Genomic DNA, 22653 nt, shown 5'->3' on the forward strand with positions numbered 1-22653 from the left:
GTGTTATTGACCAGCATTGCTAGTCATAAAATTTAATGTATGCCTTACTTAGTCAAGCAAACCATCTTCAATGCGGTTTAACTCATCTTGCAATTTTGCCATAAACTTTAACTTACGAATTTGATCTGCAGCCAATAATGCATCAGCCTCTTCAGTTGATGCGAGTAACGCGGTTAATTTAGTCGACAGCGTCGATTCAAACTCGCCAAAAGAGTCGTATAACTCGTCTATCAAGTCTTGAGGTGCATTACTGTGCTGAATATCTTCTAACGCTTCGCGCCACTCCATTTGTTGCATTAAAAATGCACCATCTTTTAGGGTGGTGGTTTCGTGACTTAATTCAATACCACGCAAACTCAGCATATGCTCAGCACGGCGTAAGGGATTTTTTAAGGTTTGATAACCATCATTCACTTGCGAAGTACGTTGTACCGAAAGCAATTTTTGTTGTTCGGTGTCGTTAGCAAATTTATCGGGATGAACCGCCCGTTGCAGTTCGCGGTAGCGTTCTGCAAGTAAGGCGGTGTCGATATCAAAGGCAGGTTCTAGATTGAACAGATCGAAATAATTCATGGGCAGATATCATGCTTACTGTTTTCGATAAAACGGCTAAGGTGAATAATTAAACGGTGAAACTCTCACCGCAACCACACTCACCTTTTGCATTTGGGTTATTGAACTGGAAGCCTTCATTAAGGCCTTCTTTAACGAAATCCAATTCAATACCTTGCAAATAAATGAAGCTTTTAGCATCGATGATGATATTGACACCATCGATTGTATAAAGCTCATCATCGTCATTGAGTTCATCAACAAACTCAATGACGTATGCCATACCTGAACAACCCGATGTTCTCAATCCAAGGCGTAAACCTAAGCCTTTACCACGGTTAGCAAGAAACGATCTTACTCGGTCTGCCGCCGCAGGTGTCATTGAAATAGCCATCTACACTCCAGGTATTACTTAGCTTGTTTGCTTTTATACTCTTCAATTGCCGCTTTAATGGCATCTTCTGCCAAAATTGAGCAATGAATCTTAACTGGTGGCAATGCTAACTCTTCAGCAATATCAGCATTTTTGATCGTTGCTGCTTCGTCAACGCTTTTGCCTTTAACCCATTCAGTGACCAGTGAACTAGACGCTATAGCACTACCACAACCGTAGGTTTTGAATTTTGCATCTTCAATAATGCCGTCGGCACTAATTTTCAATTGCAACTTCATTACGTCACCACATGCGGGTGCGCCAACCATACCGGTGACTACTGATGGATCGTTTTTGTCAAATGAACCAACGTTACGTGGGTTTTCATAATGATCGATTACTTTTTCGCTATAAGCCATGATACTGCTCCAAAATCTTTGTCGTTATACGATTAGTGATGTGCCCATTGAACCTGGTTCAAATCAATACCATCTTTAAACATCTCCCAAAGTGGAGACATCTCACGTAACTTATCAATTGATTCAGTTATCGTTTTGATAGCGTGTTCAATTTCTTCATCGGTAGTGAAACGACCAATTGAGAAACGAATTGAGCTGTGAGCCATTTCATCGTTTAAACCTAATGCTCGTAATACGTAGCTCGGTTCTAAACTGGCTGAGGTACAGGCTGAACCTGAAGAAACCGCTAAGTCTTTTAATGCCATCATTAACGACTCACCTTCAACAAAGTTGAAGCTCACGTTAAAGATGCCGCTGTAGCGTTGTTCCATATCACCATTGATATAGGTTTCTTCGATATGCTTGATGCCGTTCCATAACTTGTCACGAAGACGAGTAATGCGAGCACTATCTTCTGCCATATCTTGTTTAGCTACGGCTGCAGCTTCACCTAAACCAACAATCTGGTGTGTCGCTAATGTGCCACTGCGCATACCACGCTCGTGCCCACCGCCATGCATTTGTGATTCAAGACGAATACGTGGCTTACGACGGACATATAACGCGCCGATACCTTTAGGGCCGTACATCTTGTGGCCAGAAATCGAAATCAAATCAACTTTTGTTGTTTGCACATCAATCGGTAATTTACCTGCACTTTGCGCAGCATCCATATGGAAGAATATACCTTTTGAACGACATAACTCACCAATGGCATTGATGTCATGAACCACACCAATTTCGTTGTTAACATGCATAATGCTAACCAAAATAGTGTCATCGCGCATGGCCGCTTCTAAGCGCTCCATTGGGATGATGCCATTGGCTTCTGGCTCAAGGTAAGTCACTTCATAACCTTCACGCTCTAACTGACGACAAGTATCAAGAGTCGCTTTATGTTCAGTTTTACTGGTGATGATGTGCTTGCCCTTTTTATGATAAAAATGGGCAATACCTTTAATCGCAAGGTTGCTTGATTCTGTCGCACCTGAGGTGAAAACGATTTCGCGGTGATCAGCATTAATCAAATCAGCAACTTGATTACGGGCGACATCAACCGCCTCTTCTGCTTGCCAACCATAACGATGTGAACGCGATGCTGGATTACCAAACACGCCGTCCATTGTCATGTGTTGCATCATTTTTTCTGCGACACGCGGATCTACAGGGGTTGTGGCGGCATAATCTAAATAGATAGGAAGCTTCATAACACACTCCGTACTTAGCAGTCTCAGATGAGGCTACATACAACGTACAAATAATTATTTATCAATCAACATAGCGGAGTTACAAACTCACTCTATGTTCCTTTTGCATTTCATCTTGCTTTAGCGAGATAAATTGAACGTCTCGTTTTTGCATTAAGCCTGCAAGCGAAATACCATCTAAAAACTCAGAAATTTGTTTACTTAAGTCGCCCCATAACGAATGGGTTAGGCAACGAGTACCGCTTTGGCAGTTACCTTGTCCTTGACAACGAGTGGCATCAACAGATTCATCAACGGCATGCACGACCATACCTACTGAAATATCGACGGCTTCTAGGCCTAAACGATAACCGCCACCGGGTCCGCGAACACTCGACACTAGACCATGTTTACGTAACTTTGCGAAGAGTTGTTCAAGATAAGACAAAGAGATACCTTGTCTTTCAGAAATATCGGCTAAGGGCACTGGGCCTGCAGCTGAGTGAATAGCAACATCTAACATAGCTGTCACTGCATAGCGACCTTTTGATGTAAGTTTCATAACTTGTACTGCTCCCAAAAAGTATGCAGTAATTTCATCATACCCGACTAATTTAGTCAAGTATTAATCCGACTAATTTACTCAGGTATTAAGGTATTTCATATAACAAAAGGTTTTATTTTCGCGGGGGTATTTAACCTTTTTATCCGTAAAAATTCAATGCCGATAAGGCAATTAATCGCAATATCGACCATTTTTTTGACCTGTATCTACAATGACTTAGTTATCGTTAAATACTAGGGTCAAACTTATCGATGTCTTGTTTACGATTACTCGCGGCATTTCGCTCAGCTTCATCAAAAGCATCCACGTTTAACTCTGGCAACTTTTTAGTACACACTTCACCGCCCATTTGCTGAATAGCCTGGCATAACTCTTGGACTTTAGAATCCATTAAATGCATATGATCAAGCATCTGCCCTATGGCGTTTGCAACTGGGTCGGGATTATCTGGTGACACAGCGTAAGCATCAAAACCATACTTTTTGGCCATTTCTGTGCGGCGCTCAGTTTTCTCTTTTGACTGGTTTGTTGGTGATGCGACTACTCGGCCAGGGATCCCCACGACGGTGTGATCGCTTGCCACATCTTTAACTACCACAGAGTTTGAACCAACCCGCGCACCATCGTGCATCGTAATGGGGCCTAATACTTTAGCACCCGCGCCAATCACCACATTATTACCCAAGGTTGGATGACGTTTGCCTGCTTGCCAGGTCGTTCCACCTAAGGTCACACTGTGATAAAGCGTGCAATCATCGCCAATTTCGGCTGTTTCGCCTATCACGACACCCATGCCGTGATCGATAAAGAAGCGTCGGCCTATTGTTGCCCCTGGATGAATCTCAACCCCAGTTAACCAACGTGAAAACGTCGACAAACAACGCGCAGTAAAATGCCATTTCGCTAACCACAATTTATGGCTCACTCGATGGATCCAAATGGCGTGCATCCCCGGATAGTTAAATATAATCTCGAGAGTACTGTTTGCTGCAGGATCGCGGTGGTAAATCGACTCTATATCTTCTTTAATTCTAGCAATGACGCCCATGGTGTGTTCCTTACGGATTAATCTTGTTGGTCCATTTTCTTGTCAACGGAACTCAAAATACCACGCAGAATATTCATTTCTGGCGCTTCAATTCGCGCTCGGGTAAATAAACGACGCAGTTTAGTCATCACTTGACCAGGATGATTTTTTATCACAAAACCGGTTTTAGATAAGGTGGATTCTAGGTGCACAAAAAATCGGTCAAGCTCAACCGTTAATGGATATTCTTCAGTTTCTGCCGGCGCTTCTGTCTGGGCTAAATGCGCCACACGCGTTTCATAACAGATAATCTGTACTGCTTGCGCTAAGTTGAGTGAACTGTATTCAGGGTTCGCAGGTATCGCCACATGATATGTGCACTGTTGTAGCTCTTCGTTACTTAACCCATGGTTTTCACGGCCAAATACAATCGCAACAGGACCGCTTAAACATTCTTGGGTTAGTTTTTGCCCCGCTTCACGCGGGTCAAGCATTGGCCAATCTAATGTACGGCTTCTTGCACTGGTGGCAATCACTAGGCTGCAGTCTGCAATGGCTTCTTGTAATGAATTAACCGTGGTGACATTTTTAAGAATGTCAGAAGCACCTGCTGCAAGGGCAATTGATTGGCCATCTGGCTCAACGCGAGGTTCAGCAAGATATAAATTAGATAATCCCATGGTTTTCATCGCTCTAGCGGTAGAGCCAATATTACCTGGGTGAGACGTTCCAACTAAAACAACACGAATATTACTGAGCATGTACGACTTTCTTTAGACAAAAAATATTGCCCATATATTAACACAGTCGTTGTTTATTACGTTATATGAAAATCTGCATTTGATATAATCTCTAAATTAAGTATAATGCGGGCGCTATTTTACTCGTTCTTTAACATCCAGGGGATTGCAATGCATCCGATGCTGACTATTGCCACGCGCGCTGCACGCGCTGCGGGCCAAACTATTATGCGCGCCTATACTGAACTTGACCGTGTTGAGGTTAGCAGTAAAGGTATTAATGATTTTGTAACTAGTGTAGACAAGGAAGCAGAAGCAACTATTACTTATCAAATTCGTAAATCTTACCCAGATCACACTATCGTGGGCGAAGAAGACGGTGAAAACCGTGGTAAAGACAAAGATTACGTTTGGATAGTTGATCCTTTGGATGGCACTAACAACTTCGTTCGTGGTATTCCTCATTTCGCAGTATCTATCGCAGTTCAGTATAAAGGCAAAATTGAAGTTGCCGTCATTTACGATCCAGTTCGTGAAGAATTATTCTCAGCTGTTCGCGGTAAAGGTGCCAAGTTAAACGATTTCCGTTTACGTGTAACCAATGTTAACGACCTAAGCAATACCATGATTGGTACTGGCTTCCCATTCAAGGCTCGCCAACACACTGACACCTACATGGCTATTTTGGCAGAAGTATTTCCGCTGTGTGCAGATTTACGCCGTACAGGTTCTGCAGCATTAGACCTAGCTTACGTTGCTGCAGGCCGTTTAGATGGTTTCTTCGAAATCGGCTTAAAACCATGGGACATCGCAGCAGGCGACTTAATTTGTCGTGAAGCTGGCGGCACTGTGACCGACTTTATGGGCGCTCATAATTATATGACTTCAGGTAACATTGTTGCCGGCAGTCCAAAAGTAACCACGCAGCTAGTGAAAACCATGCGTCCGTTACTAAACGAAGGGTTAAAGCGCTAAGCTAATACCCCAATACGACATGTATTCATAAAACCGCTAATTGCAGCAATGCTATTAGCGGTTTTTTTATCTGTGAATTTGCTAAAGTTGAACCGGATCACTGGGCAAATTATCGAAACTCGTCGATAATGCAGACTCATTTGTTCACAGAATAACAACTATGCCATTACATAAAGCGAAAGAGTTAAGCATCAAATCCTTAAAGAGCTTTGAACACTTAGTCTTGTTCATCATTGCGCTGGCGACCTTATTTGCCATCGGTGAAGAAATCCTCCACATGATCGCTATTCGTACCGTTGAATTAGCCGACTTACTTTTACTGTTCATTTACCTCGAAGTGCTCGCCATGGTGGTGAACTACATCGAGTCGGGTAAGTTACCCATCCGCATGCCACTGTACATTGCCATCGTCGCGTTAGCGCGATACCTCATCTTAGACATGAAAGCCATGGAAGACTGGCGTATTTTAGCCATCTCAGTATCAACTATCGTTTTGGCGTGTACGGTCATAGTGATCCGTTGGGGTCAGTTAAAAATGCCTTACCCTAAAAACCAGGATTACGACAATTAGCATAGCGTCCTTAGAACGAGGATGATTGAACATTAACTCTGTCTTAGCGCTTGCTTAACAAAGCAAATATGCTAACAATAAGATTAATCACAGTAATACCACAGCCATTAATTCAGTGTTTTGATTTTCAAGGAGCGACAGTATGGGCCAAGAGCCAACAGGATTTGACGAAAAACGCGGTTCACTTAGAGTTGATATGGAAGCTGAACGGGTACGTTTAGATTGGATAAACGCCCAAGGCGAGTCTTGCCAGGACTTTGGTGTTTGCATTGATTTAGCCCGAAAAGGTGTATTGCTAGACTTTAAAAACGCTTTTAAATTGGGTGATCTTATCGCAATAACTTTTAACGAAAACACGCCTAAGCAAAATACCATTAAAGGCCAGGTGTGTCGCTGCTCTGAATGTTCGCCGCAAAGCTATCATATTGCGCTTCAATTAATTTAAATCATTGAATATTTCATGCAGTCTGAGTGGGCTGCTCTATACTCAATAAATTAGCAGCATTAGCCAGTTGCGACGTTATACAACGTTAAGCGTAGAGGATCTAAACATGATATTGCTCGTTGGTGGAGAAAAAGGTGGCAGCGGCAAAAGCTGTTTAGCGCAAAACCTTGCGGTATACATTACCCAAAAATTCGATGCCAATGTATTGATGGTAGATTGCGATCCTCAACGCACCACATCAGATTGGATCCAGGCTCGTAACAATGACCCCAGCTTAAAAGCCATTAACTGCATCCAGCTCTACGGTAAAATCCGCAATGACTTACTGAGTTTAGACGAACGCTTTGATTATGTGATTGTCGATTGTGGCGGCCAAGACAACTTAGCCATGCGTGCAGCTATGTCTGTGGCCACTTATGTGGTTATTCCATTACGCCCTAAACGCCGTGATTTAAAAACCTTACCGCACATGGAAGACATGCTTAGCACCTGTAAAATGGTCAATCCTAAAATGGTAGCCTCGATTGTGATTACTCAATGCCCTGCACTACCATCACAAGGTAAGCGTATTTTAGAAGCCAAAGAAGTGGTGCAATCATTTGGATTACGCGCGCTAGACTCGGTCACTTTTAGCCGTAATATCTACGATGACAGCGAAGAAAGCGGCTCTTCTGTATTAGAAATTGAACCCGATGGTAAAGCCGCTGATGAAATCCGTGCTATTGCCGATGAGCTATTTGCCATACCGCCAGAAAATAGTTATGAGTTTAACTGATCTCAAGCGTAAGAAGCCCAAAGATACGCGCCAAAAAGTGTCTGTGGATGATTTTATTGAGGATGCAAATAACTATGCATTAGGCAAAACGGCGGGCCAAAATCCGTCTGGGCAAACTACGGCTCAGTTTCTCAAAGGACTCGATAAAAAAAGCACTAAAATGTATCGCCATGCGACATTCACTCTCACTGAAAAAAGCATTTCACAGCTAGATGAAATTGCCAAAACCACCAAAGTCGCCAAGTCTAAAATCCTCAGAGTACTGATAGATGAATTTTATCAACAACATGACAATACTCAATTAACCATATTGAGTAAGTCGTCACGTTAACAGCGCTTCATTTCCCGTAATATTATTCACGCATTCTAATTTAGCTACGCTACCGGAAGGTGATTCCAAGCAGGAATCACCATTGTGTGAGAAATTATGTCACTGATTTTATTACTCACGCAGCAAATGTGCGTGTACCTCGTTATTGTCTATTTGGTCAGTAAAACACCATTATTTAAACTCTTTGCCGAAAGCTCAAAACGCTTGCCCCACAAAGTCTTTATTTATGTGGTGTTTTCACTATTTTGTATTCTGGCAACCTATTTTGGTGAACAAACTACCGGCGCTATAGCCAACACTCGTGCTATGGGCGCGGTACTCGGCGGACTACTTGGCGGGCCGGTTACTGGTTTTTTTGTGGGCTTAACTGGTGGTTTGCACCGTTACACTATGGGCGGTTTTACCGATGTTGCTTGTGCCATCTCAACCACACTCGAAGGCTTATCTGCCGGTTTATTCAGTTATTATTTGAAAAAAGTCGGCAAAGAAGAGTCGCTATACAAGCCTGCCTGGGTTTTTATGGTGACCTTTGCTGCCGAGTTATTACAGATGAGCCTGATTTTACTCATTGCCAAACCGTTCGATCAAGCCTGGGAATTGGTTTATGTTATTGCTCCTCCCATGCTATTAATTAACTCCTTGGGCGCAGCCATGTTTATGAGCATAGTGCGTGACCAAAAAACCATGTTCGATAAATTATCATCAAGTTTTTCAACCAATGCCCTAAAAATTGCTGAGCGCAGTGTCGGTATTTTATCGAAAGGATTTAATGAAGAGTCGAGCCAAAAAGTCGCGCAAATTATCATTGAAGAAACCCGTGTTGGTGCTGTAGCAATTACCGACCGCCATAAACTATTAGCTTTTATCGGGATTGGCGCCGACCATCATCTGCCTAATACCGCTATTTCGTCTCAAATCACCTTAGATGCTATTGCTCAAAATAAAGTCATGTTTGCCGATGGTGTCGACACGACTTATGCCTGTTCGATATCAACTCATTGCAATCTGGGCTCAAGTTTAGTCATTCCCTTGCGCAGTAACGACGAAGTTGTTGGCACCATTAAACTGTATGAGCCTAAAAACAAGTTGTTTCTTAACATCAACCGTACATTGGGAGAAGGCATTGCTCGGTTGTTGTCCAATCAAATTTTATATGGCCGCTTTGAACAGCAAAAAAACTTATTGATGCAAGCCGAAATTAAATTACTCCACGCCCAGGTTAACCCCCATTTTTTGTTTAATGCTTTAAACACCATTGGCGCAATTATTAGCCGTGATCCACCCATGGCCAAAAAACTCATTAAACAATTGTCGCAATTTTTGCGCATCAACCTCACACGCACCACAGGCTTGGTGACCCTCGCTGATGAGCTAGAACATATCGACGCTTATCTCGCCATTGAGCACGCCCGTTTTATCGACAAACTTAAGGTGAGTATTGCTATCCCTAGCATTTATCATCACCACAAAATGCCAGCATTTACCTTGCAGCCGTTAATCGAAAATGCGGTTAAACATGGCACTTCATTGCTACTCGATGAAGGCGTGATAAAGGTCGAAGCCAGCACCGACGGCACAGATTTGATCCTCAGCGTTACCGACAATGCGGGCTTATACCAACCCTCAACCAATACTGAGGGATTAGGTATGAACCTCGTCCATAAACGATTACAAAATCTTTTTGGTGAACGATATGGTATCGAGGTTCACTGCAAAACAGATGAATTCACTTGTGTGCAAGTGCGTATTCCCCTTGAAGAGGCGACATTATGATCCGCTGTTTAATTATTGATGATGAACCCTTTGCCCGCCAGGAAGTGGCCGATCTACTGGGCAAACATTCAGACATCGAAGTGCTCGCTCAATGTGGCAATGCGATAGAAGCGTTACAACACATCAACCGATTAAAACCCGACTTGATTTTTGTGGATATTCAAATGCCACGGATAAATGGCATGGAATTAATTGCCATGCTCAATCCTGAGCAAATGCCTCGGGCAGTATTTATTACCGCTTTTGATGAATATGCCGTAAAGGCATTTGATAACAATGCATTCGATTATTTATTAAAACCGATTGATGAAACACGCTTTAATCAAACCCTCGATAAAGTGCGCAGTAATATGACGCCTCAACCGATGGCAAGTATATTACCCAGCCAACTGGCTCACTTGCCTTGCTATACAGGCAGTAAGCTCAAAGTGGTCACCACCGCCGATGTTGAATTTATTGTCAGTGATGTAGGCGGTATTCATGTTCATTCAAATAAAGGGGTGTCTCACACTCAGCTCACCCTCAAAGTATTAGAAGAAAAAACGCCATTATTTAGATGCCATAAACAATATCTACTCTCAGCGGATGCCATATCAGAAATTGAAATAACAGACACGGGTGCAGATGTCACCACTCACAGTGGTGCGACAGTGCCCGTTTCACGTCGTTATCTTAAAGAATTAAAGCAATTATTAGGCTTTCAATAGTGTTTTAATCAGTGATGTACTGCACGTTTTATCTCTGGGTGAAACGCTTTAAAGGCATTATTTACCGCTTACCCCATCAAATTAACCTGTTACTGAGTTACGTCCCAATTGTTCACAGAGATACTTTAACCTTGTCTTACTATATTTATGGGGAGATATAAAAATGACTTGGTTTCTACTCTGTGTTGGATTACTCATTGGTGGGTATTTTATTTACGGGGCGTTTGTCGAAAAAGTATTCGGCATTAACACCCAAAGACAAACACCTGCGTTTACTCAGACTGATGGCGTCGATTACGTGCCTATGTCTAAAGGTAAAGTCTACTTAATTCAATTGCTCAATATTGCCGGGGTCGGTCCAATTTTTGGTCCTATTTTAGGTGCACTCTATGGCCCAGCTGCCATGTTATGGATTGTGTTTGGTTGTATTTTTGCAGGCGCGGTGCACGATTACTTTTCAGGTATGTTGTCGGTTCGCAACAATGGTCAATCTGTACCTAATCTAGCAGGTAAATATCTAGGCAAGAACGCCAAACACTTTATGAATCTATTTGCGATTGTCTTATTACTGCTCGTCGGTGTGGTCTTTATTTCGGCGCCCGCAGGTTTGTTGAGTAAATTAACCGGATACGATGTTGCTATTTTTGTTGGAGTGATTTTCTGCTACTACCTGATTGCCACTATCGTTCCAATCGATAAAATCATCGGCCGCTTTTACCCTTTCTTTGGTGCGCTATTAGTATTCATGTCGCTTGGTTTAACCATCGCGTTAATGCTGTCAACTGAACACACCATGTTACCTGGCTTTGAAATGGGAGACTTCTTCACTAACCTTAATCCTAACGACATGCCATTATGGCCTGCACTGTTCATTACCATCGCCTGTGGTGCTGTATCGGGGTTCCATGCTACCCAATCGCCATTAATGGCCCGTTGCGTTGAAAACGAATCGAATGGCCGCTTTGTGTTTTTTGGGGCAATGATTGGTGAAGGTGTTATCGCGCTGATTTGGTGTGCTATTGCCTTGTCATTCTTTGGAGGTGTTGAAGGACTTAATGCGGGTATGGCGGGTAACCCTGCAAACGTAGTGTATGAAGCATCTAACGGATTACTTGGCGCTTTTGGTGGATTCTTAGCAATCTTAGGGGTTATTGTACTGCCTATCACATCTGGTGACACCGCGTTTCGCTCTGCTCGTTTAATCTTGGCTGAGTTTTTTAACATCAAACAAGTTGCACTGCCAAAACGCCTTTTACTCGCACTGCCATTATTTGCTATCGGTGCAATATTAACTCAGGTCGACTTCGGTATTATTTGGCGCTACTTTGGGGTTGCTAATCAAACCACAGCAGTATTAATGCTTTGGACGGCAGCAGCATATTTATTGCGCCATAACAAATTCCACTGGATTTGTACGGTTCCGGCAATGTTTATGACCTGTGTGGTAATAAGTTTTATGCTTAACTCATCTACGTTAGGTGCTGGTTTACCCATGACAGTGTCAACGGTTGCTGGCATGGTAACCACAGCGATTATTGCGGCACTGATTATCATTAAAACCAAAGGTAAAGGTGATATTGATTCAGACGATGAAGACAGTATCAATTTAGCCAACGAACAATAATATTCGCTCTACCACATCACAAAACGGCAGCCTCGGCTGCCGTTTTGCATTGATATCACTTTGGCAATAATGTGGGTATAATATTGACAAACTTAATTAGCTCGCACGGCCCATGACACAAGAAAACAACCCACTTCACGGCATAAAGCTGGAAACTATTGTTACCGAACTGGTTGAAAAATACGGTTGGGAAGAACTCGGCTCGAGGATCAACATCCAATGTTTTAAAGACAATCCGAGTGTAAAGTCGAGCTTAAAATTTTTACGCAAAACGCAGTGGGCACGTGACAAAGTTGAATACTTGTACCTTAAAGCAAACAAGTTACCTTTACCGCCACCTAAAGATGACTCTCGCAGGCCCGCGTCTAAGCCTCAACATGCTGCGGCTAAAAAGCCTCAAACGGTTAAAGCGCAAACCAACAAATCAACCGATACTCCGGGTAAACCTGTCAATGCCAACATTTGGGGCAACGGATAATCGATAAACAAAAAAGTGCTGAATATTCAGCACTTTTTTGTTTATATTGCGGCTATTGATGTCTTTAAATGCACACTCTTACAGTGCAAATAATTAAAGTGTAATTAATTACACTGTAAACAATGTAACGCCCATCGCCCGTTGAAATAGTCTACAACGGGAACTCAAAAATCAAACGCCATACTTTTAAACCGCCGCCCACTTGATAACTTAACCCGATATGATCAATTTCGACACTGTCTAAGCCAATAGCCGAAAAATTAATGGGTTTAGAGAAAGCCAAAGTCGAGCCAATTTCATAAGTGTATGACGTTAGGACATTTTTACCGACTGGTGTGACAAATTTGAGTTGGTTAAAGTACCAGTGCCCTGCGACAAACACTCTCGGTTCAACCCGAATATCATCCCATTGCCAATCGTAATTCAAGGCAAAATCAATACCGGTTTTTAGTACCGAATACCCCTCAGTACTGTCGTTTTGATTACTCTTATAACCTGCATAATAAAGACGGTTAACCCACACAGGGCTATATTCAGCGGAGCCAAAACGATACAAACTCGACACGCCAGTAGAGTAAATCCCCACATGACTGTGGGTCGAAAAGTTATGCCCGTATCCCAAATCCACGTAAGACTCTAACGTCAATTGGTCGTCCACCAGCCAATGATATTCAATGCCAGGGGTCAGGGTTAGCGTACCGACACTTTTAGGAAAACTGCCACCGGGTAAATCATTAAAAGAATAATCAAAAAAACCCAACGAGGCGGTTAAGCGTAGCTTCAAAAGGTGCTCATCAGACTCTTCAAGATCAAAACCTAAAGGAATATTCACCACCGCAGCACTTTGGCCAGAGGTACGGTAAATACCGCTGCCTAAATAATTGGCGAAAGCGTAATGTGAAGCATCGGGTTCGGAGGTTATCTCTTCTGCGACAGCATGATGAGTCGTCAAGATGGAAGGTAAAACGAGTACAGAAACAAGCCAAGCTGAACGTAAAAAACGACACGATGATAAACCCACAAGACTATGATGTCGCCTTTGATTTATCACCATATCGTTATTGTTCGATCTGCTTATTCGTCGTTGAAATGGTATTCAGACATCATATGACCAAGCTCAGTTGATTTGGTCTTCAAATATGACTCGTTGTACCGATTTTTACCCACTTGCAGTGGAATACGTTCAGAGACTTCAATACCTGCATTTTGCATCGCCATCACTTTACGCGGGTTGTTAGTCATCAGGTTGACTTTTTCTACGCCAATTTGTTTGAGCATAGGCAAAATCATGTCGTATTTACGCATATCGGCTTCAAAGCCTAAACGCTCATTGGCTTCGACAGTGTTGGCACCCGCATCTTGCAATTCATAGGCACGGATTTTATTCAACAAACCAATGCCACGACCTTCTTGTCGAAGATACAGCAAAAAGCCTTGGCCTTTTTCTGCAATACTTTGCATTGCAGCTTGTAACTGAAAACCACAATCACAACGTAAACTGAATAACGCATCACCGGTTAGGCACTCAGAATGAATGCGACCTAACATAGCTTGAGTGGGATCAAGTTGACCAAATGTCAACGCAACGTGTTCTTTACCGGTCGCGGTTTCTTCAAAACCGTGCATGTCAAACACTCCCCAAGGAGTGGGTAATTTAGATGTTGCGATATATTTTATCGGCATGAATTAACCTTACGACAACTAACTGTAAAAGAAAATATTAAAACTTAGCAGGAGCAAAACCAGTCACTTCTTTAATGCCCATTTCACGGCCTAATGCCGTTAACGGATGCACAACAACCAAGCCTTTAACCGACTTGTTTAACTTGCCCATATCTGCTTGCTCAGCTTTGGTTAATGCACGCTTAAAGCCAAGCGTTTTTAACGCTGTACCTTCTTTACTTAACTCGCGCGTTTGCTGACCTTTGGTGCTGGCAATACGCTTGGTTACAGTGGCAATTTCTTTCTTAAACTGCATGATAACCGTGGCATCACCACGTTGTTCAGCCGCGGCTAATTTGCGACGAAACTTGTCTAATTTATCATTTAATGTTTGCAGTTCTTGCTTTAAATTCATTTGGTTACCTTAAATACTTTGGTGTGTTATTGAATAGGCTACTTAGTTGTATACCTCACAACACCTTTTCGGAGGCAGATTATATACCCAAACCCACCTAATATGCGACAACCAAACACTGCATATACAACTTTATGCCTCTCAAGTGTCATGTTAGACAATGATTTTAAAAAAAGGCAACGCCCTAAAACACCCTTTTTATTTATCCAGTGCTTATTCTGCAACCAAACCGGATAAACATTGTGCAGCCTAGCGTTGTCGTAAACTTTTTTATCACATTAACGTGTAAACCTCATTGCAATCTTTATGATAATCATTATCATTCGCAGCAATTCCATCAAAGGTATCCGTTATGACATCGCTCAGACTCTCTCTACTGGCTATTACGTGCCAAAGTGTTTTATTTCCTGTTTATGCTCAAGACTCAACGCCAACAGAGTTAAATACTCCAACTCAAGCATCATCTGAGGATTATGAACGCATTACCGTATATGGTCGCCAAAACCAAGTGGTAATGAATTCTGGCCTTGCAACCAAATCAGACATGTCGCTGATGGAAACCCCCGCTGCGGTAGTGATTGTTGACGAAGCATTAATCGATGCCCAAGGTGTCAGTAACATGCAAGATTTAATTCGTAATATCAGTGGTGTGACCCAAGCGGGTAACAACTACGGTATTGGTGATAACCTCGTCATTCGAGGCCTAGGAGCAAATTACACCTATGACGGCATGTATGGCGGCGCAGGACTTGGCAACACCTTTAACCCTACCCGTTCGCTCACTAATGTAAGTTCAGTCGAAGTATTAAAAGGCCCTGCTACTGGATTGTACGGAATGGGAAGTGCTGGCGGCGTAATGAATTTAATAGAAAAGAAGCCAGAGTTTGTCAGTAAGCATGTTATGGAAGCCGAAGTGGGTCAATGGGACACATATTCATTTATGGCTGATAGCACAGGTGCGGTTTCTGACGATGTCGCCTATCGTGTGGTAGCCAAAAGTGCTCGCAGTGACGGATACCGCGATTTAGGAACCGACCGCGACGAAGTCTACGGCTCGCTAAAGTTTGTGTTGAACGACAACCAAAACCTCATGCTGTCTACCGCTTACATAAACGATTCTATTCCCGTAGATTCCATTGGCCACCCAATCCGGATTTATAATGCGGCTTCTGTTGATGGTAAAACGGCAGACCAGGTAAGTTGGCAAGATTTGGTTAATAACCCTACCAGCAGTGGCGTGCAGCTCACCGATGAGCAGCGTCAACAACTGGCTAATTCATTGAGTGCATCAGATGGTGAAACACCTTACGATTTTGGTCACAATGGCTTAATTTCACCAATGGCAAAAGATAACGAAGGTGAAGAGTTACGTTTCAAACTGACTCACAACATTTACTTAACCGATAACCTGTTTTTAAACCAACAATTGCAATACCGAAATTATGAAACCAGCTTTGCTCGCCAAACTGGCGCGTATAACTACGTGTATTGGGAACGAAATGGCATCATTAACCAAGACCCACGCGCACCGTTAGTTGAAGATGAAGTGTTATATCCTTATGCCGCTCGTCGTCAGGAGTATCGTAAAGTTTCTGCCGATGAACAATCTTGGCAATACTTTGCTGACTTACGTTACGACTTTGACATTGGCAATATCAGTAACGAATTATTAGTTAATGCTAACTTTGAAGACCGCACAATTCGCTTCAAACAATACTCAATTTGGGATGCCGATTACGTATTAAAAGACAGCAATGGCGATGTATCTTACCAAGGTACCCTGCCGTACATTTACGATATTCGTAACCCCAACTGGGCCGAAGGCGAATTTGAAGATTACGATCCATTACTGACCAGTAATTACAATAAAACCGTCACCGCATGGGGGTTAGGCGTACAACATGTCGGATACCTTGGTGCTGGCTTTACCAGCCGTATTGGGGTGGCATTTAATGAAATTAAGCAAACCTATGAACATCTCGGTGTTGATTCCCGTTACAGCTCAAGCTTAGCTGAGCCACAACCAGAAGCGGACACAACAGATAACGGAATTACCTTCAATCTTGGCTTAACGTATATGCCAACGGATGATGTTTCAATTTTCGTTAATCACTCTAAAGGTCGTACAGCCTACAGTGTGTTGGGCGATGTTACCGGCAATGAAGCCGACCGCGAAGACTCAGAATCGGTCAGTAATGACTTAGGCGTGCGTTTCAAAGCGTTTGATGATCAACTATTAGCCTCATTAGTCTTTTTTAAATCATCACGAACCAATATTGCCTACAGTAACCCTGACTACGACAGCAGTGCGGTAACCTCTACAATAGACCCTTATTTTTACGACGGCAGTGAAGATACTAAAGGCGTCGAGCTCGATTTAAATGCCAATTTAAATGAACAGTGGAAAGTGAACGTTAATGGCGTTTACCAAGATGCTCGCGACAATCAAAATCCTAATAGCAGTGATTATGGTCAACACCAAAAAGGCGTGCCATACCTTACGGCAAGTGCCTGGGTGACTTATGCAGCAGAACTGAGTTTACCCGCGCCAGTATCGGTAAGCTTAGGGGCTGAATATGTCGGTGAACGCAGCACCAACTCAAGCTCATTTGGTATTCCAGACGGTTATGTGCCAAGTTACACCGTATTTGATACGGCCATCAGCTATGATGTTGAACAGTATAAAATTCAGCTAAATATTAATAACTTACTTAATAAGTCATACTACGATAAAGCCATGTTCCTAGGCGGTTTACCAGGCGAAGAACGTAACGCTAAGTTAACGGTAACCTACCGTATCTAATCAACACCACTTAACATAAAACACTGCCAAGCACGTGACCGTGCTTGGCAGTGTTTTTGTTTGCGGAGGTATTACTTTATGATGACAGGCATTAATCAACCTGAGCTCAGGTTAATCAATAAAGAGGGATAATCTACTCCCCTTCATTAAGGATAATATTTAATGGCCGACAGTTTAGTTAACTCATATACCTTGCCTAACGGTGGCATCATCCCTAATCGTGTAGCCAAAGCCGCCATGGAAGAAAATCTCGCCAATGCAAAACAACAACCTGATAGCGCGCTGTTTGCACTTTACGATGCGTGGGCAAAAGGGGGCGTAGGTTTAATGATTACCGGTAATGTCATGGTTGACCGTTATGCCATGACAGGTCCAGGTGGCGTCGCGTTAGAGGCCGATAGTGATATAGCGCCATTTAGACAATGGGCCAGCATTGCTAAGCAAAAACAGGCCCGAGTGTGGATGCAGATAAACCACCCTGGCAGACAAGTATTTAAAGCCATGGGCGGTAAAAATTTAGCGCCTTCGGCTATCGCACTTGATTTAGGCAAGCATTCGTCGATGTTTTCACAGCCTAAAGCCATGACTCATGAACAAATTATCGATGTCATTAACCGCTTTGTGACCACCGCAAGCTTAGCCCAGCAAGCCGGCTTTGATGGCGTGCAAATCCATGCTGCCCACGGATATCTATTAGCGCAATTTTTATCACCGCTCACTAACAAGCGCAGCGATGAATGGGGCGGCAGTCTTGAAAATAGATCAAAGTTACTGCTTGAAGTAGTTAAGCAAGTCAGGCTGCGCTGCGGAGATAAATTTGATATCGCAGTTAAGCTTAATTCAGCTGACTTTCAACGTGGCGGCTTTGATATTGACGATGCCGAAAAAGTCATTGCTATGCTGGCGCAACATCAAGTTGATATGGTCGAATTATCTGGCGGCAGTTACGAAGCACCGGCCATGCAAGGTCGCAGCGCCGATGAACGCACCCTCGCCCGCGAAGCTTATTTTCTCAGTTTAACCAGCCAATTAGTGGCAAGTTCGCCCATTCCATTAATGTTAACCGGGGGCATTCGGCGTAAAGCGGTTGCCGAGCAAGTGCTCGATGCAGGCTTTGCGATATGCGGCATTGCCAGTGCACTGGCATTTTACCCTAACTTAGTAAACACATGGCAAACTCAGCCCGACTTTACACCAGAGTTACCCAGAGTCGACTGGCAAAGTAAGCCGTTGGCGGGATTAGCGACGATGGCTATCATTAAACGTCAATTAAGACGTATGAGCCAGGGACACACACCACAAACAGATGATTCACCAATGTGGAGTTTATTGGTCGATCAATTTAAAACCAAACAACGGACAAAGCGTTATCGCAAGATGCTCGGGATCACTCACGGGTAAATCGATGAACAATCTGATTACTGCTTCCGCGCCACAATAGCGCGGGATCAGCTTTTTCTTGCTCAAACTTACCGTCAATCAATACATCAACCAGTGCAACCACAGCGTGTTGCGCCTCGCTTAACTCATTGAGCTGATAACCACTCCACAACCAAATGTCTTTGTCGGGACATTCATCCCTAACCCGTTTAACTAGTTGGAGTATGGTTTCAACATTAACAGGATGCAGTGGATCGCCACCGCTTAACGTTAAACCTCGACGCTTTATGCGCTTATCATTTAAGTCCGCAATGATTTGATCTTCAAGCGCTTGAATATATAGATGACCAGAATCAGCTCGCCAGGTGCTTTGGTTATAACACCCTTTACACGCATGCTCACACCCGCTGACAAATAACGTACAGCGGGTGCCCTCGCCATTGACTACATCAACACTATGATAAGCACTGTAATGCATTACAAATGTTTCACTCTGCGTTTAACTTCTTCTTGTTTACCAAAATTAAATGGTCTTGCATCTGGGCTGCCTAAATAGCCACATACTCGGCGAGTCACCGAGACACGGCTAGGCTCATGGTTGCCACATTTAGGGCACACAAAACCTTTGCTGGTACAATTAAACTCACCAATAAAGCCGCAATCATAACATTCATCAATGGGAGTATTGGTGCCGTAATAAGGCACTCGGCTGTAGCTGTAATCCCACACGTTTTCTAATGCTTCAATGTTATGTTGCATATTGGGGTATTCGCCGTAGCAAATAAATCCACCATTAGCGATAGCTGGATAAGGCTGTTCAAAATCAATTTTATCGAACGGGTTAACTTTTTTCTCAACATCTAAATGGAAGCTATTAGTGTAATAGCCTTTATCGGTCACGCCCGCAACGACGCCAAATTGAGCCGTATCAAGCTGACAAAAACGGCTGCATAGATTTTCGCTTGGGGTGCTGTATAGGCTAAAACCATAACCGGTTTCTTGTTTCCAGGATTCGGTAGCTTGCTTGAGCTTACTGATAATCGCCACCGCTTTATCGCGAAGTGCAGCATCATCAAACACATGTTTATCAGCACCATAAATGGCATTGATGGTTTCGTGCAAACCAATAAAGCCTAATGAAATCGACGCACGGCCATTTTTAAAGATTTCGCTGATATCATCATCCGCTTTTAAGCGCACGCCACACGCACCTTCCATATATAAAATCGGTGCAACACGGGCTTTAACGCCTTCTAAACGGGCAATGCGGGTATCGAGCGCTTTACGGGCAATTAATAAACGTTTTTCAAGTAACTGATAAAAACGTTGCTCATCGTTACCGGCCTCTAAGGCAATACGCGGTAAGTTTAAACTCACCACGCCTAAATTATTACGCCCTTCATGCACCAGCTGGCCGTTTTCTTCATAGGCGCCTAAAAATGAGCGACACCCCATTGGAGTTTTAAACGAACCAGTCACTTTGACCACTTGCTCATAATTTAAAATATCGGGGTACATGCGCATACTTGAACACGTTAACGCCATTTTTTTAATGTCGTAATTAATGTCAGTTGCTTTATGGTTAACGCCATCTTTAATCGCAAACACCAATTTAGGGAATACCGCAGTTTTGCGGTTTTTACCCAGGCCAGCCATGCGCACGGTAAGCATCGATTGTTGGATTAATCGTGACTCCCATGAGGTCCCTAGTCCAAAACCAAAGGTCACAAAGGGTGTTTGCCCGTTAGCGGTATGTAAGGTGTTGACCTCATACTCTAAAGACTGAAAGGCATCGTGACATTCTTTCTCGGTTTGCGTCATCGCAAACCCTTCTTCGTCGGCTACTTGCCACTTTTTCGCCACAGCAAGGTGTTTTTGATAACTTTTTTGCACAAACTCAGCTAACACTTCATCGATGCGATTAATGGTTGTGCCACCATAAATATGGCTCGCCACCTGGGCAATAATCTGGGCCGTAACTGCTGTTGCAGTCGAAATGGATTTAGGCGTGTCAATTTCAGCATTACCCATTTTAAAGCCATGAGTTAACATGCCTGCTAAATCAATCAACATGCAGTTAAACATCGGGAAAAATGGCGCGTAGTCTAAATCGTGGTAATGGATTTCGCCCTTTTCGTGGGCTGCGACCACATCTTTAGGTAATAAATGCGTTTTAGCATAGTGCTTAGCCACAATGCCGGCTAACAAGTCGCGTTGAGTGGGAATAACCTTGGCGTCTTTATTGGCATTTTCGTTTAAAATGGCACTGTCAGACTGTTCAACTAAGCCCCGAATAGCGCAATTTAATTTACTTTGTGCTTCACGGTGTTTGTCACGGTCGTGGCGGTATTCAATATAATGACGTGCGACTGATTTAAATGGACCCGACATTAACAAGACTTCAACGGCATCTTGTAAGTCATGAATATCTACCTGGGCTTTATCAGCCATTTGCGCTTGTACCGTTTGAGCCAATTCAAGTGCATATTGGTGATCTGCTTGCCCCGCAGAATCCATTGCAGCCACTACCGCATCTTTAATACGACTTGCGTCAAACGCAGTACGGCATCCGTCCCTTTTCACCACAACAAGCATACAATCCACCTTTTTCTGACTGCCGTATAAAACACCATATATCGGCGCAGCAGTATCAATTAACACTATATGCTGTGTATTAGGCGCTATATCGAGATAAGCTTCTTTGATCCAGATCATAAGAAAGCAGACTGGTGGGAATAACAGTAATGCTGCATTTAAGCGAAGTAGATAAACACTAAATTGGCGAGAGGCAGGCCACCTCGCTACCCGTGGCCTGCTATAAAAAATTAATGTCCTGCTAGCGTTGCTTTAAGTAAATGGGCAATGTCGTGTACCGCGGCCTCACCTGCTTTAATGGCTTCTTTAGCACGATGAAACTCCATCGTACCGATATCAAACACCTCAGGCACAATGCAAATATCAGGCGGCTCCCCCATTAAACGAGACCGTTTATGGCGCTGCTCTAAAATGTCCATTGATTGCGACATCACCGCGATCATTCCTGGATGAGACTTACTGCCGCCAAGTGAAAATTTATCGGTTAAACCGCTCATGTAATCTTTGCCTTTGCCCCACAAATCCATAAAGCCTGATTCTAACTGTTTTTTCTCGGCTATCGGCTCAGAAGGTTTAGGCACGCGGCTTTTTACCTGCTCAGGCAACATGTGCATATGGCCGCGGCGATGACCATTTAAGTCAACTGCAATAACAACATCGACCCCCATGGCGCGGCACAAAGACACCGGCACAGGATTAACCACTGCACCGTCGACTAACCAGCGGTTGTCTTGTTGTACTGGCGGTAAAAAACCCGGCATCGAGCACGATGCTCGCACGGCATGGCGTAAATCACCTTCTCTAAACCAAATTTCCTGGCCAGAATATAAATCAGTCGCCACCGCGGCAAAGGGCCGCTTGAGCTGTTCAATATTAAGATCGCCAATACGGCCAGCTAAAACATCAAACACTTTTTCGCCGCTAATTAAGCCGCCTTTACGCCAACCTAAATCCATTAAGCCGAGCACATCCCAGCTAGAAAAACCGCTCACCCAGGTTTCAAGTTCAGCTAAATGATCATTTGCATATGCCGCGCCCACTAATGCGCCCACAGAGCAACCGGCAATTTTATCAGGATAAATATCTAATGCGGCTAAGCCTTTTAAGACCCCAATATGCGCCCACCCTTTTGCGGCGCCGCTGCCTAATGCTAATCCTACAGTCAGCTTTGTCATCGTTAATCCTTTCAAGCGAGGAATTTATTCACACGTCATCAT

At 43.4% G+C, this 22653-nt stretch carries 24 protein-coding genes; 11 read left to right on the forward strand and 13 right to left on the reverse strand.

What is annotated here, in order from left to right; genetic code table 11:
* Nucleotides 1-48: 48 nt before the first annotated feature.
* From hscB to trmJ, 7 genes are all read right to left on the reverse strand, one after another.
* Nucleotides 49-573 carry a co-chaperone HscB gene (hscB, locus tag GQA99_RS12935; RefSeq protein ID WP_160054299.1) on the reverse strand — a complete coding sequence of 175 codons (525 nt, stop codon included), beginning with the start codon at nt 571-573 and terminating at the stop codon, nt 49-51.
* Between the two features lie 49 nt (nt 574-622).
* On the reverse strand, nt 623-946 hold the full coding sequence (iscA, locus tag GQA99_RS12940) for an iron-sulfur cluster assembly protein IscA (RefSeq protein ID WP_160054300.1): 324 nt from the start codon (nt 944-946) through the stop codon (nt 623-625).
* A gap of 14 nt (nt 947-960) precedes the next feature.
* Entirely contained in the window at nt 961-1344 is a 384-nt protein-coding gene (gene iscU / locus GQA99_RS12945) for a Fe-S cluster assembly scaffold IscU (protein ID WP_160054301.1), read from the reverse strand.
* 32 nt (nt 1345-1376) lie between these two features.
* The gene (locus GQA99_RS12950) at nt 1377-2591 is read right to left on the reverse strand and encodes an IscS subfamily cysteine desulfurase (RefSeq protein WP_160054302.1); all 1215 of its coding nucleotides are present in this window, start codon (nt 2589-2591) and stop codon (nt 1377-1379) included.
* A 79-nt stretch (nt 2592-2670) separates the two neighbouring features.
* The gene (gene iscR / locus GQA99_RS12955; protein WP_160054303.1) at nt 2671-3132 is read right to left on the reverse strand and encodes a Fe-S cluster assembly transcriptional regulator IscR; all 462 of its coding nucleotides are present in this window, start codon (nt 3130-3132) and stop codon (nt 2671-2673) included.
* A 229-nt stretch (nt 3133-3361) separates the two neighbouring features.
* Nucleotides 3362-4183 carry a serine O-acetyltransferase gene (gene cysE / locus GQA99_RS12960; RefSeq protein ID WP_160054304.1) on the reverse strand — a complete coding sequence of 274 codons (822 nt, stop codon included), beginning with the start codon at nt 4181-4183 and terminating at the stop codon, nt 3362-3364.
* Nucleotides 4184-4200: 17 nt separating this feature from the next.
* A complete protein-coding gene (gene trmJ, locus GQA99_RS12965) occupies nt 4201-4923 on the reverse strand; it encodes a tRNA (cytosine(32)/uridine(32)-2'-O)-methyltransferase TrmJ (RefSeq protein WP_160054305.1) in 723 nt (240 codons plus the stop codon).
* Nucleotides 4924-5073: 150 nt separating this feature from the next.
* Between trmJ and suhB the strand changes: the two genes are divergently transcribed.
* The 9 genes from suhB to GQA99_RS13010 all read left to right on the forward strand — a co-directional run bounded on the left by suhB (nt 5074) and on the right by GQA99_RS13010 (nt 12581).
* Complete coding sequence (gene suhB, locus GQA99_RS12970; RefSeq protein ID WP_160054306.1) at nt 5074-5877, forward strand: inositol-1-monophosphatase; 804 nt, start codon at nt 5074-5076, stop codon at nt 5875-5877.
* A 160-nt stretch (nt 5878-6037) separates the two neighbouring features.
* The gene (locus GQA99_RS12975; RefSeq protein WP_160054307.1) at nt 6038-6448 is read left to right on the forward strand and encodes a phosphate-starvation-inducible protein PsiE; all 411 of its coding nucleotides are present in this window, start codon (nt 6038-6040) and stop codon (nt 6446-6448) included.
* A 142-nt stretch (nt 6449-6590) separates the two neighbouring features.
* On the forward strand, nt 6591-6893 hold the full coding sequence (locus GQA99_RS12980; RefSeq protein WP_160054308.1) for a PilZ domain-containing protein: 303 nt from the start codon (nt 6591-6593) through the stop codon (nt 6891-6893).
* Between the two features lie 106 nt (nt 6894-6999).
* The gene (locus GQA99_RS12985) at nt 7000-7668 is read left to right on the forward strand and encodes an AAA family ATPase (protein ID WP_160054309.1); all 669 of its coding nucleotides are present in this window, start codon (nt 7000-7002) and stop codon (nt 7666-7668) included.
* On the forward strand, nt 7655-7999 hold the full coding sequence (locus GQA99_RS12990; RefSeq protein WP_160054310.1) for a ribbon-helix-helix domain-containing protein: 345 nt from the start codon (nt 7655-7657) through the stop codon (nt 7997-7999). The genes GQA99_RS12985 and GQA99_RS12990 overlap by 14 nt, the downstream gene beginning before the upstream one ends.
* A 96-nt stretch (nt 8000-8095) precedes the next feature.
* Entirely contained in the window at nt 8096-9772 is a 1677-nt protein-coding gene (locus GQA99_RS12995; RefSeq protein ID WP_160054311.1) for a sensor histidine kinase, read from the forward strand.
* Nucleotides 9769-10479, forward strand: coding sequence for a two-component system response regulator BtsR (gene btsR / locus GQA99_RS13000; RefSeq protein ID WP_160054312.1), 711 nt, complete (start codon nt 9769-9771; stop codon nt 10477-10479). The genes GQA99_RS12995 and btsR overlap by 4 nt, the downstream gene beginning before the upstream one ends.
* A gap of 163 nt (nt 10480-10642) precedes the next feature.
* Complete coding sequence (locus tag GQA99_RS13005; RefSeq protein ID WP_160054313.1) at nt 10643-12103, forward strand: carbon starvation CstA family protein; 1461 nt, start codon at nt 10643-10645, stop codon at nt 12101-12103.
* A gap of 112 nt (nt 12104-12215) precedes the next feature.
* Nucleotides 12216-12581 carry a VF530 family protein gene (locus tag GQA99_RS13010; protein ID WP_160054314.1) on the forward strand — a complete coding sequence of 122 codons (366 nt, stop codon included), beginning with the start codon at nt 12216-12218 and terminating at the stop codon, nt 12579-12581.
* A gap of 151 nt (nt 12582-12732) precedes the next feature.
* Here GQA99_RS13010 and GQA99_RS13015 read toward each other — a convergent pair whose 3' ends face one another.
* From GQA99_RS13015 to GQA99_RS13025, 3 genes are all read right to left on the reverse strand, one after another.
* Nucleotides 12733-13533, reverse strand: coding sequence for a hypothetical protein (locus GQA99_RS13015; RefSeq protein ID WP_240904652.1), 801 nt, complete (start codon nt 13531-13533; stop codon nt 12733-12735).
* A 122-nt stretch (nt 13534-13655) separates the two neighbouring features.
* Nucleotides 13656-14264, reverse strand: a complete 609-nt coding sequence (gene ribA / locus GQA99_RS13020; RefSeq protein ID WP_160054316.1) for a GTP cyclohydrolase II — start codon at nt 14262-14264, stop codon at nt 13656-13658.
* 37 nt (nt 14265-14301) lie between these two features.
* The gene (locus GQA99_RS13025; RefSeq protein WP_160054317.1) at nt 14302-14658 is read right to left on the reverse strand and encodes a YibL family ribosome-associated protein; all 357 of its coding nucleotides are present in this window, start codon (nt 14656-14658) and stop codon (nt 14302-14304) included.
* A gap of 352 nt (nt 14659-15010) precedes the next feature.
* On the opposite strand from GQA99_RS13025, the gene GQA99_RS13030 reads away from it, so the two are divergent.
* Both GQA99_RS13030 and GQA99_RS13035 read left to right on the forward strand, forming a co-directional pair.
* Complete coding sequence (locus tag GQA99_RS13030; RefSeq protein ID WP_160054318.1) at nt 15011-17461, forward strand: TonB-dependent receptor; 2451 nt, start codon at nt 15011-15013, stop codon at nt 17459-17461.
* A gap of 162 nt (nt 17462-17623) precedes the next feature.
* Nucleotides 17624-18862, forward strand: a complete 1239-nt coding sequence (locus GQA99_RS13035; protein ID WP_160054319.1) for an NADH:flavin oxidoreductase/NADH oxidase family protein — start codon at nt 17624-17626, stop codon at nt 18860-18862.
* On the opposite strand, the gene nrdG is transcribed toward GQA99_RS13035, so the two are convergent.
* From nrdG to rssA, 3 genes are all read right to left on the reverse strand, one after another.
* Nucleotides 18849-19319: an anaerobic ribonucleoside-triphosphate reductase-activating protein gene (gene nrdG / locus GQA99_RS13040; protein ID WP_160054320.1), complete on the reverse strand. Its 471-nt coding sequence runs from the start codon at nt 19317-19319 to the stop codon at nt 18849-18851. The genes GQA99_RS13035 and nrdG overlap by 14 nt on opposite strands.
* The gene (gene nrdD / locus GQA99_RS13045; protein ID WP_160054372.1) at nt 19319-21436 is read right to left on the reverse strand and encodes an anaerobic ribonucleoside-triphosphate reductase; all 2118 of its coding nucleotides are present in this window, start codon (nt 21434-21436) and stop codon (nt 19319-19321) included. The genes nrdG and nrdD overlap by 1 nt, the downstream gene beginning before the upstream one ends.
* Before the next feature lie 230 nt (nt 21437-21666).
* The gene (gene rssA / locus GQA99_RS13050) at nt 21667-22611 is read right to left on the reverse strand and encodes a patatin-like phospholipase RssA (RefSeq protein WP_160054321.1); all 945 of its coding nucleotides are present in this window, start codon (nt 22609-22611) and stop codon (nt 21667-21669) included.
* Nucleotides 22612-22653 lie beyond the last annotated feature (42 nt).

Source organism: Shewanella litoralis, from assembly GCF_009828585.1.
Lineage (GTDB): Bacteria > Pseudomonadota > Gammaproteobacteria > Enterobacterales > Shewanellaceae > Shewanella > Shewanella litoralis.